The sequence below is a fragment of the Kitasatospora sp. NPDC048722 genome, assembly GCF_040650235.1.
In the GTDB taxonomy this organism is placed as follows: domain Bacteria; phylum Actinomycetota; class Actinomycetes; order Streptomycetales; family Streptomycetaceae; genus Kitasatospora.
The window spans coordinates 34,856-49,325 of the sequence record NZ_JBEZGX010000048.1; the positions used below are offsets into that span (position 1 = coordinate 34,856).

Consider the following 14,470-nt stretch of genomic DNA (forward strand, 5'->3'; position numbering starts at 1 on the left):
GACGCTGATCAGAGCGGGGCGAGCAGCATGAGGACCTCGTCGCGGGTCTCGGTGGGGGGAGAGACGGAGGGCGTTGGGCCAGCGGCCGGATTCGCGCCAGCCGAGGCGGGCGTAGAAGTCCTCCAACCCTCGCCGCCGCGGGCTGCGAGGTGGAGTTGTTCCAGGGAGAGTTCGTCGCGGGCGATCCTGCGGAGCTCGTTGGCGAGGGCGGATCCGATGCCCGGAGCGCCGCGCCGCCGCCACGAGGGGAGCGACGGCGCGGTGCCCCTCTCGTCAGCCCTGACCGGTGATCATCGACATCAGCAGTGCGTGCGTTTCGGCGTCCGCCGCCACGAGCAGCCCGCGGCCGCCCTGTCCGGTGCCGATCGGGGTGCCGTCGATGCCGGTGACCACGCAGTCGGCGGCGCGGCACAGCGCGATGCCCGCGGCGAAGTGGACGCTCCCGGACAGGTCGCCGCCGTCGGTGACGTACGCGGCGCGCTTGCCGGCGGCCACCCAGGCCAGCGCCAGCGACGTCGACACGACCCGCGGCCGGAAGCGTTCGACGAACCGCGCGTCGGCGAGCAGTTCCACGGCCCGGAATCCGGGGGCGCCCGGGAACGGCGGGTCGAGGTTGACGTCCACCAGCCGCGTGGCGGACGTGGGCGTCAGCTTCGCGTCGGCGCCGTCGCGGCGCACGCGGGCGGTCGTGCCGTCGGTGAAGAAGACCTCGCCCCCGAACGGGTCCGCCACCGCCGCGGCGCCGTCGCGGAGCGCGACGTTGACGGCCACCACCAGCGTGCCCGCGGCGTAGTTGAGCGTCCCGCACAGGGGATCCACCAGCCACTCGCGCCCGGCGCCGACGGCCCCCTGCCGCCCGCCCTCCTCGCCGAGCAGCGCGTCGTCCGGCCGGGCCGCGCGGATGACGTCGAGGATCGCCTGCTCCGCCGCCAGGTCGGCCGCGGTGGCGAAGTCCCCGGCGCCCTTGTCGATGCGGGCGAGGTCCTGCCCGTACATCGCGCGCACCACGTCGGCACCGGCGCGTGCGGCGGCGACGGCGACCTCGGAATCATCCATGTTCGTCAGGGAGTTGATCATGGCGAGCAGCATACGACCGCCCGGTACGCGCCGGGAGCCATGCCGTGGGCCCGTTTGAACGCGGCGGCGGAGGCGGACTCGGAGCCGTACCCGACCCGGGCGGCGACGACGCGAAGGGGTACGTCCGTCGTCCGGAGGTGGCGGGCAGCGATGGTCATCCGCGACCAGGCCAGGTAGCCGAGCGGCGGCCGGCCGACCGTCGAGGCGAAATGGCGGGCGAACGCGGCCCGGGAGAGGCCGGCCTCGGCGGCGAGTCCGCCGACGGTCCACGGCTCGGCCGGGGCGCTGTGCACGGCGTGGAGGGCGGCGGCGGGGTCGTCGAGCGCGGCGGCCCAGCCGGTCGTTGGGCCGTCGCCGGACGTCGGCCAGTGCGTGCCCGCTGCCGTGCGGCAGGAGCAGCACGTCACCCGCGCCCAGGTGGACGGTCGCGCCGGGTCCGCCCGGCGCCCCGGAGCCGCTGGGCGGAGGGTTCCGGGCGCACGAGAACAGCGGGCCGGAGCGGTCGCACTGGTGCCACGTCCTCCCGTGAGGGCACCGGTCCGGAAGCCCCGCGGGCGGCGCTGCCACCCGCAGGGGCGTGCCGGACGGGCGGGGCCTACCTCGCGCGGTGCTCGGCCACCGCGACGAGCGCCACCCTCGGAACCTCGGCGACGAAGCCGTCGAGCACCGGGCCGATCAGGGGGCGGGCGGGGGCGTTGAGGGGCGTGCAGAGGCCGGCGAGGTGGTCGGTGTGGTCGAAGGCGGCGACCAGGAGCTCCCAGGCCTCCTCGGGGCCGAGCGCGGCGAAGCGGCCCGTCAGGGCGTAGGTCTCGGCGAGGTGGTCGACCATGGCGGCCTTCGCCTCCTCCGGGGAGGCCGCGCGGACGGTGAACGGGTCGTAGACGTCGAGCAGGCGCACGGCGACGGGGTGCGGCGCGAACAGGTCGAGCAGCTCGGTGCGGGTGAAGTGCGGGTGGTCGTGGCGGACGGCGGCATGGGGGTCGACGACGGTCCGGAAGAAGGCGGCCGTCGGGCTGTGCGGCTCGAAGTCGTGCAGCACGACCCGGCCGCCCGGCCGCAGCACCCGCACGGCCTCGGCGACCACGGCGGGCCGGTCGTCGGACGGGATGTGGTGCGTGCCGTACGCCAGCAGTACCGCGTCCACCGTGCCGTCGGCGAGGAGCAGCCGGTCCGCGGACTGCCGGACGGCGGGCAGCCCGTGGGCCAGGGCGGCGGCCACCATGGGGCCGGAGAGGTCCCCGGTCAGCAGGGCCAGCCCGTCCGGCACCTGTCCGGGGCGGACGGCGGCGGCGCGCGCGAGCGGACCGTCGCCGCCGAGCACGTCCAGGACGAGTGCGTCGCTCGCGCCGCCGGTGGCCAGGCGGAGCAGTTGGCGGCCGCCGGTCCAGTGCACGAGCGGGTTCCTGAGGGCGCGCGAGGAACCGGCGCCGGCGGGGCTGAACTCGTCCGACGGCGAGAAGAGCCGGCGCATGGCCGCGGCGGACCCGAGCCGCCCCGGATCGAGTGCCCGGTGCCACTGCGGGTGCCGGGCGGAGAGGTGCCCGAGGTACTGGTCGAGGGTCATCGCGGGCAGGTACGACGGCGCGGACACGGGCGGCTCCTTCGGCAGGCTCGGCACACCATCAATGCCCACCCTGGTCACGGCCATTCACCTGATCCACGGGCGCACGGAGCAGCCGACCGGGCGCACGGCGCCCTCGGGGCCGTGGGATCCTGGGCGACGATCGTCGGCACGTGTGAACGGGGGAGAGTCCGGCATGGGGCATCCGGTGCGGGAATGGCTCGACGACGCGTGGGCGCGGACCCGGATCGTGCAGGTTATCGCGGGCGGGGAGGGGGAGGGTCGGCTCTCCGGGCGCGACGTGCTGGGGTGGATCGAGGGCCCCGACGAGCTCGCGCAGCTCCGGGCGCTCACGGCGGAGGGCCGCTTCACCGGGGACGTCTGCCGGTGCCCGGGCAGCGTGACGCTGAGCCTGCACGACGCCGATGGCGAGCCGGTGGGGTCCGGCACGGTCCACAGCACGGACGTCGCGTGGGAACGGGCCAGGTTCCGGGACAACCTGACGGTCGCGGACCCGGTCGGCCTGATGCTGTTCCTCGCCGGGCGCGGCGCGCCGGGGCTTCTCCTGCACCTCGTTCCGCGGCTGTCGTACGCCATGGGGCTCGGTGAGGGGGTGCATCGGACTCGGCAGGCCGGCCACGGGCCGTACGGGTCAGAGGAGTTGGCGCGTCGGCAGGTCCCGGCTTCGCTCCGCCCGGCGCTGGCGAAGATCTCCGGGCGAGCCGCCGGGCAGTTGCCGGAGGCCCAAGTGGACGCGTTCCGCGAGCAGTTGGCCGCCGACTACCCGGATCCCGCCGGCCGGGCAGTGGCGCTGCTGACGTGGCTGGGCGGCCTGCCGCATCCCACCGAGGCCGGGTTCGGCGAGGGCGTCCTGGTGCTGCGCCTGCTGGAGGGCCTGGATCCGGTGAGACGTGCGGCCGCGCTGCCGCAGCCGTTGCACGACAGGGTCGTGCTCGGTCTCCTGAGGTGGGCCTGGGAGCAACCGGCGGACGTGGATCTCGTCGGCCTCGTCGAGCCCACCGTCCGTGCCCTGCTGGGCTGATCGCTCAGGACGGCGCGTGTCCCCGCCACAGGTGCGGGTGGTCGCGCGTGGGCCGTGGGGAGGTGACGGGGTCGGCGGCGGGGGCGGGTTCCCCGGTGGGCACCAGGTGGCAGGAGCGGCGGGTCGTTCGGCTCCACTCCAGGTAGCCGCTCATCGCGGTGCGCATGCAGTCGGCGATCCGCAGGGCGGTGGCGGTGTCCCGCAGCCCGACGGCGCCCGGCAGGCGCTGCTCCAGGGAGAGGAACTCCTCGCACCAGGCGCTGATCATGCCCCGGATCTCGCGGAGGCTGTCGGCGCGGTCACAGCCGAGCTCGTCCTCGATGACGAGCACCAGGTTGTGGAGGTCACCGCGGGATTCCTTCTTCTCCACGGAGTGCACGTCGTCGAGGGCGTCGACGACGTCCGCCGTGATGTCGAGCATCCGGCGCACCACGGAGTCGGTGTGGAGCCGGCGCGGCAGTTCGAAGCCGTACGCCTTCTGGCTCAGGTCGATCATCGCGTAGACGAAACCGGACCGGCGGCGCAGCTCCGCGTACTCGGCGCGGGTCGGGACGCGGCGGCGGGCGCGGTTGTGCGCCTCCTGGGCGCGGGCGCCGAGGTGCCACTGCCAGTGCTGCCCGGTGCGCTCCAGCCAGGCGGGCGAGGCGCCGTCGGCGAGGCGGCGCCACACGTCGCCGAACGCCCCCATCAGCGGCCCGGCGCCTGCCGGAGGCCGCCCTCCCGTGCCGATGACGGTGGCGAAGTCCGTGCAGGCGGCGGCCACTCGGTCCGGCTGGTCGGCGAGCGGGCCGTGGACGTGGTCGTCCAGGAAGGTCGCCACCACGACCGCGTCGACGGTGAGGTCCAGCTGCTCACCGCTCGCCCGGGGGGTCCAGGCGGCCATGAGCCCGGCGATGTCCCGGCGCAGGAAGCGCAGTTCGTCGACCGGGTCGGCGATGAGCCCCTGCCGTCGGCACCAGAGGAGGCTGCGGTGTCGGGCCGCGTCGGCGTCCGGGCTGGTCACGGCCCCGAAGGGGAGGGTGAACGCGGTGTCCTGGGGCATGCTGGGGCCCTTTCGGGGAAGGGGGTTCGGGCCGTCGCTCGACCCAAGGGTCACCGCGGTGGTCCCCGGCCGCAAGGGGGCGATCCCGGCGTCACCCTCCGAATTTCGGTTGCGCGCGCTGACAGGATGGCCGGATGGAGCAGATCTTGCGCAGGGCGGGCGACGTGTTGGGCACCGGGCTGACGGACCCGGTCGACCTGGGCGGCAGCAGCCGCAGCGTCGTGCTGCGGTGCCGGACGGCCGCCGGCGGAAGCGTCATCGTGAAGGCGTTCAAGGGCGGGGACGAGGCGGTGCGCCACTTCGCCTCCGAGGCCGCCGGGCTCTCCCTCGGCCTGGGCGGGCCGGAGTTGCTCGCCGTCGACCCGATCGTGCCGCTGCTCGTGATGGCGGACCTGGGCGGCGCGCCGACGCTGGCGGACGTGCTGCTCGGGGACGATCCGAAGGCGGCTGAGGAGGGGCTGTCGGCCTGGGCGCGCGGGCTCGGGCGGCTGGGGGCCGGCTCCGTGCACCGGCGGGCCGAATTCGACCGGCTGGTGGCCGGGTCCACCCCGGGAGTGCCGCCGGCTGAGCCGTGGATCCGGCGGACCACCACCGAGCTGCCGGGTCAGCTCGAGCGAGCCGGAATCGGCGCACCGACCGAACTGGCCGGGGAGCTGGCGCGGATCGGCACGGCCGGCGGGGAGGAGTTTCCCGCGTTCACCCCGGGCGACACCTGCCCCGACAACAACCTGCTCACCCCGGACGGCCTGCGGCTGATCGACTTCGAGGCGGCCTGCTACCAGTCGGTCTTCCTGACGGCCGCCTACTGCCGGATGCCGTTCTCCACCTGCTGGTGCGTCTTCAGGCTGCCGCCCGGCCGGGCGCAGGCGATCGAGGAGGCCTACCGCAGCGAGATCGTCGCGGCTTATCCCGCACTCGCCGAGGACGCCGTGTGGCAGGCCGGGATGCAGCAGGCCATTGCGGCCTGGACGGTGTACACCACCGTCTGGCTGGTCCCGCGCACGACGGAGAACAAGCCCCTCCACCCCACCCGGCGGCCGTCGCCGACGGCGCGGCAAGTGCTGCGCCACCGCTGGGAGATGGCGCGCGGACTGACGGACTTCCCGGCCCTCGCGGAGACGGCGGGGCTGCTGCTGCGGCAGACCGCGGGCGAGTGGGACGACGAACCGCTGCCGGGGTACCCGGCGTTCGCGGGCGGCCGGGCGTCGTAGCAGGGTGCCTGCCCGATCGTTCCTCCCGTGAAGACGTCCCCGTCCTGACGGAGGAATCATGTCGAAGGTGCCTACCGCCTTCGCCGCCGCCGTGCTCGGGGCCGCCGTCGTGGCGCCCGCCGCTCCGGCCCACGCGGCGGCTGCCACGCCCGAGGCCCAGGTGAACACGTTCTTCCGGGAGTACCGCCGGGCCGTCCTCGACACGAAGGACGGGTCGCCCGCCGAGGTCCGGGCCCACTGTCTGACGGCGGACCTGAACAGGCGGCTCGACGCGTGGGCACGGGCGAACGACGCCGACCCGGTGTTCCGCGCCCAGAACGTGCCGCTCGACTGGTCCACCCGCTACGCGGGCAGCGGCACCGGGCACGCCACGATCGTGCTGACGGAGAACTGGGGCGGCGGCACGTCGCGGGACGTCTGGTACTCGGTGCGGCTGGACACCCTCGTCATCAGCGACCTGGAGGACCGCCGGCCCGTCGTGGGTGGCTGCCGTGAGGAGGGGCGGGGGCGTTCGCCTGCCCCTCCTGCGCGTCACGACCGGGTGATGGCCTGCTTCAGGAGGCCGTGGAGCACGCGCTGCGCCTCCGGGTCGAGGGCCGCCAACGGGGACCCGACGGCGAGGAGTTCGAGGAGACGGTCGCGCATCGCGGTGCCGTCGGGCGTGAGCACCAGGTGCTTGGCGCGGCGGTCGGTGGGGTGGGGGTGGCGCTCGATCAGGCCCTGCTTTTCGAGCTTGTCGACGACGAAGGTCGCGTTGGACGGCTCGCAGCTCATGCGCTCGGCGAGCTCGCGCATGGTCATCGGCCCGGTCATCTCGCGCAGCGCGGTCGCCTGGGCCTCGGTGAGGCCGAGGGCGGTGGCGTGCTCGCGCACGTGCTCGCCGATCCGCTGGGCGAGTCCGTTGACCATGCCGCACAGCTGTCGTTCGGCGATGGCCTGCGGTTCCTGGGCCCGGGACGTCGTCATGCCCCCACCCTAGCAAGTCCGTCAAGCCAGAATATTTCGAGCTTGAATGATTCGAACTTGATGCTTATGGTGATCACTGTCGCCGCGGGGAGCGCGGTGCCGGCCGGTGAACGGCCATCAGGGGAGAGGACTCACAGTGGACTTGAGCACGGAGCGGGACACTGCGCGGCTGAACCGGCCGTCGGACATCCGGTCGATACGGCTCGGTGACACGAAGGTGTCGTACGTGCCGGACGGCGACGTACGGCTCCGGCCGCTCGCGATGCTGCCGGACACCGCGGAGGACGTGTGGGCGGCGCACCCCGAGTACCTGGACTCCAGGGGCAACCTCGTCGGGAGCGTCGGCGCGCTGCTCGTCGAGCACGGCGGCCGGGCGCTGCTGATCGACACGGGCGTCGGCCCGAGGACGCTGGAGCTCCCGGAGGGCCCGCTCCACGCGATCCGGGGCGGCGCGCTCCTGGACAACCTGGCCCGGCTCGGCCGCGCGCCCGGGGACATCGAGACGGTGGCCTTCACCCACCTCCACGTCGACCACCTCGGCTGGGCCTGCGCCCCCGCTCCCGGCGGCGACCGGCCCGTGTTCGCCCGCGCTGACCACCTGATCTCCGGGCCGGAGTGGGAGGGGCGCGGGGACCTGACGGCCGAGCAGGCCGCTGCCCTCGCCCCGCACGTCCGGACGATCGCCGACGGCGAGGAAGTCTTCCCCGGCGTGCACGTGCGGATCACCCCGGGCCACACCGTCGGGCATGCCGAGTACGTCATCACCGGCGGCGGCCGGCGCCTGATCGCCTTCGGCGACGCCTTGCACTCGCCGATCCAGGTCGACCGCCCCGAGTGGTCCTCGGGCTTCGACCGCGACCTCGCCCGGACCGCCGAGAACCGCCACCGGCTGGTCGCCGAGCTGGCCGAGCCGGACACGATCGGCTTCGGCGTGCACTTCGCGGACGTCGTGTTCGGGCGCGTGGAAGCGGGGGCGGACGGCCCGGCGTGGCGGCCCGTGGACGCCTGATCCGCCCCGAAACGAAGGAGATCCCCGAGCGGTCGGCTCGGGGATCTCCGGGGTGCGCGGCCCGGTAGGAGGCATCAGTCGATGCAGAACTCGTTGCCCTCGACGTCCTGCATCGCGATGCACGAGTCGTGGCCGTCGTACAGCAGCTGCACGCGCACCGCACCGAGCGGGAGCAGTCGTGCGCACTCGGCTTCGAGCGCGGCGAGGCGCTCCTCGCCGACGAGTCCGGTGCCGACCCGCACGTCGAGGTGCACCCGGTTCTTGACGACCTTCCCCTCGGGAACGCGCTGGAAGTACAGCCGCGGGCCCACGCCCGTCGGATCGGTGCAGGCGAACCACGAACCCCGTTCCTCAGGAGACCGGGAGTTCTCGTAGTCGTCCCAAGTGGCGAACTCCTTCGGGGGATTCGCCGCCGCGTACCCCAGCACCTCGCACCAGAAGCGGCCGACGCGCTCGGGTTCCGCGCAGTCGAAGGTGACTTGGAACTGCTTGATCGATGACATGGGCGCACCCTAACAGGGGCTCGACCCCTCGTCCCCGGGGAGGAATCAGCACGTCGGCCCGGGGGCGGACCTACCGGAGCCGGGCCCACGCCTCGCGGGTGATCGCGTATTCGACGTCGCCGTGCTCGGCGCCCTCGATGTACTCGGGCCACTCCTCGAAGAACGTGCGGACGAGTGTCAGCCCGGTCTTCTCCATGACGCGGCGGGAGGCGGTGTTGACCGTCATCGTGGTGGCGGCGATCCGCTCGACGCCGAGTTCGGTGAAGGCGTGGTGGACGACCGCCCGCGCGCCCTCGGTGGCGTAGCCCCGGCCCCAGGTGGACGGCAGCATGCGGTAGCCGAGTTCGATGCCGCCGCCGGCCAGGCCGACGCTGCTCGCGGGGCGGAGCGAGACCCAGCCGAGGAAGCGCCCGGACGACGTCTCGACGGCGGCGAAACAGCCCATGCCGTCCGGGAGTTCGTCGTACTCGCGGAGGAGGGCCGGGAGGTGTGCTCGTTCGACGGCGGTCCGGGGTACGGGGCGGCCGTCGTCGATGTGGCGCATGACGTCGGGGTGACCGTGCAGGGCGGCGAGGTCGTCCAGGTCGGCGAGGGTGAAGCGGCGGAGGGTCATGCGGTCGGTGTGCAGGTAGGCGTTCACGACGGCGATTCGAGCAGGGGCCGCCGGCCCGCGGCAAGCGCTTTACCAAACGGCCCGGAAGTCCGCCGGAGACACCCGGGGCACTCTGGTGGCCCAGGAACAACTCTGACACTATCTCAGCCACGGTGAAGGAACCGTGTGCCAATCGTTCACTTCGGCCACATCGGCGTGGTCGTGGAACGTCGAGAAGAATCGAGGCCGGCCTTGACGTCCGTACGGAACCGCATACCTCATCTGGTGACGGTCGTGCTCATGCTCCTGGGCCTGGTGACCGCCGCGACCGCGCAAGTACAGGCGGCCCCGCAGCGGCTCGCCGGTAGCGCGACCGTCTGCTCCAACTCGCCGATTCCGGCCGGGTGGGTGATCACGAGCTCGTACCGCAGTGCCGGTTGTGCGGGCACCGGCGTCGCGTACACCATCGCCGACGTGAGCGGGCAGAGCGGCGCCACTGTCTGTTCGATGTCGCCGATTCCGGCGGGGTGGGTCATCACGAGCTCGTACAGCAGTGCCGGCTGTGCGGGTACCGGCGTCGCGTACTCGATCGCGAACACCGCCAACCGGACCGGCGCGACGGTGTGTTCGATGTCGCCGATTCCGGCCGGATGGGTGATCACGAGCTCGTACAGCAGTGCCGGCTGTGCGGGTACCGGCGTCGCGTACTCGATCGCGAACACCGCCAACCAGAAGTACGCCACCGTCTGTTCCATGTCGCCGATTCCGGCGGGCTGGGTCGTGACGAGCTCGTACAGCAGTGCCGGCTGCGCGGGCACCGGTGTCGCGTACTCGATCGCGAACACCGCCAACCAGAGCTACGCCACCGTGTGTTCCATGTCGCCGATTCCGGCGGGCTGGGTCGTGACGAGCTCGTACAGCAGTGCCGGCTGCGCGGGCACCGGTGTCGCGTACACCATCGCGAACACCGCCAACCAGAGCTACGCCACCGTCTGCTCCTTCTCCCCGATCCCGGCGGGCTGGGTCGTCACGAGCTCGCAGAGCACCGGCAGCTGCGTGGGCAGTGGCGTCGCGTACACCATCAGGAAGGTCTGACCACCCGGAACGGGTCGAGCGTGAGGCCCGGCCACGGGCGCGGCCCTCATGAGGCCGCGCCCACCTGCCTGTGACACCACCGCACGGCCACGGCCCACTACACGGACACGCGGGTGGCTCCCGATATGCTTCTCCATCTGGGAGGTGCCTCCGGCCGGAGTGGGCACAAGGGCCTCGACGATCCTCGTTCGTGCTGGTCGTAGGCCCTTTTGCGGTTACCTGACCACCTGTCGGACACCACACTTCATGACGTGACGATGGGGTGAACGCGATGCCTCTTGAGGGCGAGTACGAGCCGAGTCCGGCGCAGTGGGTGCGCGATCAGGTCGAGCTGTACGAGAGTTCGGGCGGCACGCAGGGAACGACGCTGGGGGACACGGGACTGCCCGTCGTCATCCTCACGACGCGCGGCGCGAAGAGCGGCAAGATCCGCAAGACCCCCTTGATGCGCGTGGAGCACGAGGGGCGGTACGCGGTGGTGGCCTCGAAGGGCGGCTTCCCGCGTCACCCGGTCTGGTACTTCAACGTCAAGTCCGACCCGCACGTGGAGCTCCAGGACGGGCCCGCGCGTCAGGACATGACGGCCCGTGAGGTGACCGGGGACGAGAAGGCGCAGTGGTGGGAGCGCGCGGTCGCCGCGTATCCGCCGTACGCCGAGTACCAGGAGAAGACCGACCGTGTGATCCCCGTCTTCGTGCTGGAGCCCGCGCGCGGGTAGGGCCGGACGCCAGCCGTACGGGTTGATCGCCCGGGAGCGGACGGTGTCGCCGCGACGGTCGAACCGCAGCCTGGTGGAGTGGTCGTCGTCGCGGTCGAGTTCGTGCGACCGGAACCGCTGCGGGCTCTCCGGTCCCTCGTCACCCGAAGCACGGCCCACCAGGCGGGTAGGACCGGCGGCCCCGCACCGATCCCGATCAGCTTCCTTCGCTCCAAGGCGATCCCCTCATGCCCGTCCCCGGAGCACCCTGTCCGGGCGCCTCTCGGCTCTCGGAGTGAAACGGCTGCCCGGACGACACCCGGGAACGGAAGAGGCGAGAAGAAACATTCTCCTCGCCACTATCAAGATATAACGCATCGGGGGGCTTGCCGCAAGGCCCCCGATGTGCCGCACAATCGTCGGTCTCAAGGTCATGACCTGCGGAAACGGGAGCCGGGAAATGCGCGTTCTGTTGACGAGCTGGGGATCACGCGGAGACGTCGAACCGCTGGCGGCGCTGGCGGTGGAATTGCAGGGGCTCGGGGCGGAGACGGCGGTCTGCGCGCCCGCGGACGACGACTTCGTCGCTCTGCTGGCGCGGGTCGGCGTGCCGCTCGTGCCGCTCGGGCCGACGGTGAAGTCGATCGTCGCCAACCCGAAGCCGCCGACGGGCGAGGACGCCTTCCGGCTGGCGCCGGCGCTGGTGGAGGCGCGGTTCGAGACGCTCGCCGCGGCGGCGCAGGACGGGTGCGACGCGATCCTCGCGACCGGGCTGATGCCGGCGGGGGCTCGGGACGTGGCGGAGAAGCTCGGCGTCCCCTACGTCTTCGCCTGCTTCCACATCGCCGGGATCCCGTCGCCGCACTTCCGGCCCGGTCGGCGCCCGGGGCCGCCGCTGTCCGAGGGGGAGACGGACCTCCGGGTGCTGTGGCGGGAGGACGGCGAGCGAGTGAACGGCCTGTACGGCGAGGCGCTCAACCGCGGGCGGGCCGGGATCGGGCTGCCGCCGGTGGAGAACGTCCGCGATCACGTCTTCGGGGAGCGGCCGTGGCTGGCGGCGGATGCCGTGCTGTGCCCGTCGGAGGGGATGACGGACCTGGAGCTGTTGCAGACCGGGGCGTGGATCCTGCCGGACGGGCGTCCGCTGCCGGAGGGGTTGGAGGCGTTCCTGGCGGCGGGCGATCCGCCGGTGTACGTGGGCTTCGGGAGCATGGCGTCGTACGCGCCGAAGGACGTGGCGGGGGCGGTCATCGAGGCGTGCCGCGCGTACGGGCGTCGGGTGGTCGTCGGGAGCGGGTGGGCCGGGCTGGGGGTGGTCGACGACGGCGACGACTGCTTCGTGGTCGGCGAGGTCAACCAGCAGGCGCTGTTCCAGCGGGTGGCGGCGGTCGTGCACCACGGCGGGGCGGGCACGACGACGACGGCCTCGCGGGCGGGCGCGCCGCAGGTCATCGTGCCGCTCATCGCGGACCAGCCGTACTGGGCGGCGCGGGTGGCCGAGTTGGGGATCGGCGTGGCGCACCAGGGGCCGACGCCGACGGCGGAGTCGCTGACGCAGGCGCTGGGGGTGGTGCTGAGTCCCGAGGTGCACGAGCGGGCCAAGGCCGTGGCGGGCACGATCCGGGCGGACGGGGCGACGGTGGCGGCGAAGCTGCTGCTGGAGGCGGCCGGCCGACCCGTACAGGACCCGACTGGCGGGTGACCGTCGGGCGCCGCCCGGAGCAGTGGTGCTCAGCCGACCGGTCCCGTCATCGCGTGCGGCCCTACCGCCGGTTCGAGCAGCGCCAGCGTCCGCTGCTGCGCGTCCAGGCCGACGCGGATGCCGACCGGCATCGGCAGGTTCGGGCCCGCGTGCCCGAAGTCGACGTTGCCCAGGACCGGGATGTCACGGTCGCCGAGGACGTCGAGGACGATCTCGGGCAGGGTCGGGGACACGCCGGGCTCCAGTCCGCCGATCTCGCGCGGAACGCCCACGACCATGCCCGAGATCCGATCGAGGATGCCGGAGTGCCGCATCACCTGCAGATAGCTCCACACGTGCGAGGCCAGGCCGCCCGTCTCCTCCCAGAACAGCACCGCGCCGTCGAACCGTTCGAGCGGGAGGGCGAAACGCGTCGCCTGCGCCAGCACGATGCGGTTGATCACCCCGCCGATCAGCCGGCCTTCGGCACGACCGGGACGCCAGCACTCCCATCTTCCGGGGCAACGGCTGGCTGGCCCAAGCCGTGAAAGACTCGGGGGACCATCCGGAAGTGCGCGCGAACGTGGTCTGCAAGGACTGAGCCGAACGGATCGATACGGAGTGGGAAGTCGGCGGATCCGATTTCTCACTCCGCCGTGGGCCCATGCCAACACGATCAGGCGGCAGTGGAACTGTCACCCGGCTCGGAACGCCCTCTCTCAGACCTCGGCGGTCGCGGCGAAGTCCACGAAGGCCTGCCAGGCGGTGGGGGAGAAGGTGAGGTGGGGGCCGAGCTTGTCCTTGGAGTCGCGGACGAGGACGGCGGTGGTCGTTTCGGCGACCTCGACGCAGTAGTAGTCCTCCTTGCCGCTGTACGTGCTCTTGCGCCAGGCGATCTCGACGCATTCGGCGCTGTAGTCGCCGCTGTGGCTGCTCTTGAACCAGGCTGGCCCGGTCATGTTCTGACGGTACGCCGACGGCCCATCGCTGCCTAGCGATGGGCCGTCAGGAGGCCGATTTCAGACCTCGGCGGTCGCGGCGAAGTCGACGAACGCCTTCCACGCGGCCGGCTCGAAGACCAGCTGCGGGCCGCTCTTGTCCTTGGAGTCGTGCACGTAGATGGCTTCGGGGGTCTCGGCGACCTCGACGCACTCGCCGCCCTCGTTGCTGCTGTGGCTGCTCTTGAACCAGGCCAGCTCGATGCTCATCGTTCTCCCAGGATCTTCTCGATCAAGGCCATGGATGCCTCAGGGCCGAGAGCTTGCGCCCTGAGGGTTCCGTATCGTGCGTTCATGATCCGGACTTCATCCGGGTCGGTGATCAGCCTACTGCTCGTCTGCACCTCGATGTAGGCGTGCTGAGGACGCCCTTTGGGGGTGATCAGGATGAACGGGCCACCCATGCCCGCGTGTTCTGTCCTGTCCAGCGGCAGCACCTGGATCACCATGCCTCGGGTCCGTCCGACCTCAAGGATGCGGTGTAGCTGGGCCGTGTGTACATCCCAGCCGCCCAGGGGTCTGCGCAGCACGCCCTCGTCGATCACCCAGCTGAACATCCCCCGAGGTCACCGGTTCGCTGGATGCGCCCGATGACGCTCAGGAGCTCGTCGGTGTCCCAGCCGGGCAGCGGGTCGGAGTGTTCGGTGGCCATGCCCTCGTGGGCGTGGGAGCCCTTGAGGACGAGGCCGACGACGTCCGGATCGGCGGTGGCCCGGTCGACGAACGCTTGGTATTCGAGCGGCAGGTGAGAGGACTCCCGGTCAGTCGAGCACGTCGTGCAGGTGGTCCGTGCCCCGGAGGAACGGCGGCAGGCGGTCGAGCGGGTGATCGGGGCGTCCGGAGCGTTCGGCCAACTGCCCATTGAATGAGCAGTGCTGATGGATCTTCGGCGAACGGGAGGGCAACCGTGAAGGTCACCCCGTCGGCCCGGCCCACGCGTCACACCTCGGTCCCGGGGGTGCGCGAGTCGCAGTGTCCATGGCCGTCACCATGCCG

General features: G+C 72.4%; 18 protein-coding genes and 2 pseudogenes. 6 read left to right on the top strand and 14 right to left on the bottom strand.

All coding sequences use genetic code 11. The features are described from left to right. Nucleotides 1-8: 8 nt before the first annotated feature. The 4 genes and pseudogenes from AB0C76_RS29885 to AB0C76_RS29900 all read right to left on the bottom strand — a co-directional run. Nucleotides 9-221 (bottom strand): annotated as a pseudogene (locus tag AB0C76_RS29885) (GNAT family N-acetyltransferase); the annotation flags it as partial. A 52-nt stretch (nt 222-273) separates the two neighbouring features. Further along, complete coding sequence (locus AB0C76_RS29890) at nt 274-1,077, bottom strand: inositol monophosphatase family protein (protein ID WP_359971556.1); 804 nt, start codon at nt 1,075-1,077, stop codon at nt 274-276. Then, nucleotides 1,074-1,418: pseudogene (locus AB0C76_RS29895) on the bottom strand (helix-turn-helix transcriptional regulator); the annotation flags it as partial. The gene AB0C76_RS29890 and the pseudogene AB0C76_RS29895, both read right to left, overlap by 4 nt. 254 nt (nt 1,419-1,672) lie before the next feature. Further along, entirely contained in the window at nt 1,673-2,668 is a 996-nt protein-coding gene (locus tag AB0C76_RS29900; RefSeq protein ID WP_359971558.1) for a class I SAM-dependent methyltransferase, read from the bottom strand. 166 nt (nt 2,669-2,834) lie between these two features. On the opposite strand from AB0C76_RS29900, the gene AB0C76_RS29905 reads away from it, so the two are divergent. Then, complete coding sequence (locus tag AB0C76_RS29905) at nt 2,835-3,680, top strand: hypothetical protein (protein ID WP_359971560.1); 846 nt, start codon at nt 2,835-2,837, stop codon at nt 3,678-3,680. A 4-nt stretch (nt 3,681-3,684) separates the two neighbouring features. Here AB0C76_RS29905 and AB0C76_RS29910 read toward each other — a convergent pair whose 3' ends face one another. Then, nucleotides 3,685-4,722 carry a hypothetical protein gene (locus tag AB0C76_RS29910; RefSeq protein WP_359971561.1) on the bottom strand — a complete coding sequence of 346 codons (1,038 nt, stop codon included), beginning with the start codon at nt 4,720-4,722 and terminating at the stop codon, nt 3,685-3,687. 134 nt (nt 4,723-4,856) lie between these two features. Here AB0C76_RS29910 and AB0C76_RS29915 point away from each other — a divergent pair, with 134 nt between their 5' ends. Continuing rightward, on the top strand, nt 4,857-5,933 hold the full coding sequence (locus AB0C76_RS29915; protein WP_359971563.1) for a hypothetical protein: 1,077 nt from the start codon (nt 4,857-4,859) through the stop codon (nt 5,931-5,933). 531 nt (nt 5,934-6,464) lie between these two features. Here the strand turns inward: AB0C76_RS29915 and AB0C76_RS29920 are convergent. After that, on the bottom strand, nt 6,465-6,899 hold the full coding sequence (locus AB0C76_RS29920; protein WP_359971565.1) for a MarR family transcriptional regulator: 435 nt from the start codon (nt 6,897-6,899) through the stop codon (nt 6,465-6,467). A gap of 136 nt (nt 6,900-7,035) precedes the next feature. Here AB0C76_RS29920 and AB0C76_RS29925 point away from each other — a divergent pair, with 136 nt between their 5' ends. Further along, the gene (locus tag AB0C76_RS29925; RefSeq protein WP_359971567.1) at nt 7,036-7,908 is read left to right on the top strand and encodes an MBL fold metallo-hydrolase; all 873 of its coding nucleotides are present in this window, start codon (nt 7,036-7,038) and stop codon (nt 7,906-7,908) included. A 74-nt stretch (nt 7,909-7,982) separates the two neighbouring features. Here the strand turns inward: AB0C76_RS29925 and AB0C76_RS29930 are convergent, their stop codons facing one another. From AB0C76_RS29930 to AB0C76_RS29940, 3 genes are all read right to left on the bottom strand, one after another. Further along, complete coding sequence (locus tag AB0C76_RS29930) at nt 7,983-8,411, bottom strand: VOC family protein (RefSeq protein ID WP_359971569.1); 429 nt, start codon at nt 8,409-8,411, stop codon at nt 7,983-7,985. 70 nt (nt 8,412-8,481) lie between these two features. Beyond that, nucleotides 8,482-9,051, bottom strand: coding sequence for a GNAT family N-acetyltransferase (locus tag AB0C76_RS29935; protein ID WP_359971571.1), 570 nt, complete (start codon nt 9,049-9,051; stop codon nt 8,482-8,484). A 230-nt stretch (nt 9,052-9,281) separates the two neighbouring features. Next, nucleotides 9,282-9,758 carry a hypothetical protein gene (locus tag AB0C76_RS29940; protein WP_359971573.1) on the bottom strand — a complete coding sequence of 159 codons (477 nt, stop codon included), beginning with the start codon at nt 9,756-9,758 and terminating at the stop codon, nt 9,282-9,284. On the opposite strand from AB0C76_RS29940, the gene AB0C76_RS29945 reads away from it, so the two are divergent. The 3 genes from AB0C76_RS29945 (at nt 9,757) to AB0C76_RS29955 (ending at nt 12,497) form a co-directional block, all read left to right on the top strand. Then, nucleotides 9,757-10,098 carry a hypothetical protein gene (locus AB0C76_RS29945; protein WP_359971575.1) on the top strand — a complete coding sequence of 114 codons (342 nt, stop codon included), beginning with the start codon at nt 9,757-9,759 and terminating at the stop codon, nt 10,096-10,098. The two genes, AB0C76_RS29940 and AB0C76_RS29945, sit on opposite strands and share 2 nt — an antisense overlap. Nucleotides 10,099-10,369: 271 nt before the next feature. After that, nucleotides 10,370-10,816, top strand: a complete 447-nt coding sequence (locus AB0C76_RS29950) for a nitroreductase family deazaflavin-dependent oxidoreductase (protein WP_359971577.1) — start codon at nt 10,370-10,372, stop codon at nt 10,814-10,816. Between the two features lie 439 nt (nt 10,817-11,255). Then, nucleotides 11,256-12,497 (top strand): glycosyltransferase, encoded by a 1,242-nt coding sequence (locus AB0C76_RS29955; RefSeq protein ID WP_359971579.1) that lies wholly within the window; start codon nt 11,256-11,258, stop codon nt 12,495-12,497. A 29-nt stretch (nt 12,498-12,526) separates the two neighbouring features. On the opposite strand, the gene AB0C76_RS29960 is transcribed toward AB0C76_RS29955, so the two are convergent. The 5 genes from AB0C76_RS29960 to AB0C76_RS29980 are packed head-to-tail and all read right to left on the bottom strand — an operon-like array spanning nt 12,527 to nt 14,336. Further along, nucleotides 12,527-13,150 carry a hypothetical protein gene (locus AB0C76_RS29960; RefSeq protein ID WP_359971580.1) on the bottom strand — a complete coding sequence of 208 codons (624 nt, stop codon included), beginning with the start codon at nt 13,148-13,150 and terminating at the stop codon, nt 12,527-12,529. Nucleotides 13,151-13,195: 45 nt separating this feature from the next. Continuing rightward, nucleotides 13,196-13,435, bottom strand: a complete 240-nt coding sequence (locus AB0C76_RS29965) for a DUF397 domain-containing protein (RefSeq protein WP_359971582.1) — start codon at nt 13,433-13,435, stop codon at nt 13,196-13,198. 60 nt (nt 13,436-13,495) lie between these two features. Further along, entirely contained in the window at nt 13,496-13,684 is a 189-nt protein-coding gene (locus AB0C76_RS29970; protein WP_359971584.1) for a DUF397 domain-containing protein, read from the bottom strand. Then, nucleotides 13,681-14,019 carry a DUF5753 domain-containing protein gene (locus AB0C76_RS29975; RefSeq protein WP_359971586.1) on the bottom strand — a complete coding sequence of 113 codons (339 nt, stop codon included), beginning with the start codon at nt 14,017-14,019 and terminating at the stop codon, nt 13,681-13,683. Before AB0C76_RS29975 ends, AB0C76_RS29970 begins: the two co-directional genes overlap by 4 nt. Continuing rightward, nucleotides 14,016-14,336 carry a hypothetical protein gene (locus AB0C76_RS29980; protein WP_359971624.1) on the bottom strand — a complete coding sequence of 107 codons (321 nt, stop codon included), beginning with the start codon at nt 14,334-14,336 and terminating at the stop codon, nt 14,016-14,018. Before AB0C76_RS29980 ends, AB0C76_RS29975 begins: the two co-directional genes overlap by 4 nt. Between the last annotated feature and the right edge of the window lie 134 nt (nt 14,337-14,470).